Source organism: Pseudoduganella lurida, from assembly GCF_007830455.1.
In the GTDB taxonomy this organism is placed as follows: Bacteria; Pseudomonadota; Gammaproteobacteria; order Burkholderiales; family Burkholderiaceae_D; genus Rugamonas; species Rugamonas lurida.
Genome location: NZ_VLLB01000023.1, coordinates 1 through 1249, shown reverse-complemented (window position 1 = coordinate 1249; position 1249 = coordinate 1). Strand labels below are relative to the sequence as shown.

The following is a 1249-nucleotide window of genomic DNA, read 5'->3' as shown; positions in this document are numbered from 1 at the left end:
ACCGTCACGCAGCAGAACGCCGCGCTGGTGGAGGAAGCGGCCGCCGCGGCGGAAGCGCAGCAGGAGCAGGCGCAGCAGCTCGTCGGCCTGGTGGGTACCTTCCAGCTGGCGCCACGCCATGCAGGCAGCCTGGCCCCGCATGCCGCCCGTCCGGCTGCCCGCCTGTCCCATTCCATCGCCGCAGCCTGAGTGACTCCGGCCGAGCCCGTGTCCACTTTCGTGCCTGACTCCGAAGGGGACACGAGCTCGGCAATACTGCTATCGGCGCCATAGAAATAATGTTGTGGCAAACACGTGGGACGACACGCCGGGTTATTGCTCCGGCGTAACCATGTGTGTATATTGGCGAGATTCTTGCGTTACCGGGCGCCCATTCTCTGCGCCCCCTGGTTTTCCGGCCTCGTCCCCGCCGCACAGTCTCTCCCCGCCGCGCGAGTACGTCCTCTTTTACCGGAAAACAAAATGAACCTGAACCGTTTCAAAGTCCAGACACGTCTGGCCATCGGCTTTGCCCTCGTCCTCATCCTGCTGGCCTGTTCCCTTGGCATGGCCATCCGCGCGCTGGGGACGCTGAGCGAGAGTACCGACGATATCGTCACCGAAAACTACGCCGAAGTGCTGAAGGCGCAGGAGCTCCTCAACACGAACAACGTGATCGCCCGCGCGCTGCGCAACGCGATCCTCGTGAAGACGGAAGCGCAGGCCGCCACCGAGCTGGAGCGGGTAGTCGCCAACCGCAAGAATGCGACCGACATCCTGGCCAGCCTGGACCGCTCGATCGACGACGCGCCGGGCCGTGCCCTGTACGACACGATGAAGGCGGCCCGCGGTCCGTTCGGCGAGGGCGTCGATGAATTCATCCGCCTGCGCAAGGAAGGCCAGCGCGACGAGGCCGTCGACTTCATGCTGACGGTGCTGCGCGAGCGCCAGAACACCTACATCCACGCGATCGAGGCACTGATCAAGCACGAATCCGAGCTGATGGAACAGGCCCGCCTCGATGCGAAGGCCACCTATCTGTCGGGCCGCAACACGGCGCTGACGATGGGCGCGCTCTCGCTGGCCCTGGGCATCCTGGCCGCGGCACTGATCTCGCGCCAGCTGATGCGCGAACTGGGCGGCGAGCCGGCCGACGTGGCGGCCATCGCCGGCAAGATCGCCGCGGGCGACCTGGCCGCACCCATCGACCTGCGCGCCGGTGACAAGACGAGCCTGCTGTTTGCCATCCGTGCGATGCGCGACAGCCTGG

General features: G+C 66.0%; 1 protein-coding gene and 1 pseudogene. Both read left to right on the top strand.

The features are described from left to right. Nucleotides 1-189, top strand: a pseudogene (locus IP91_RS25885) (methyl-accepting chemotaxis protein); the annotation flags it as partial. A 273-nt stretch (nucleotides 190-462) separates the two neighbouring features. Next, on the top strand, nucleotides 463-1249 hold a 787-nt coding region (locus IP91_RS25880), incomplete at its 3' end, for an MCP four helix bundle domain-containing protein (RefSeq protein WP_199754769.1).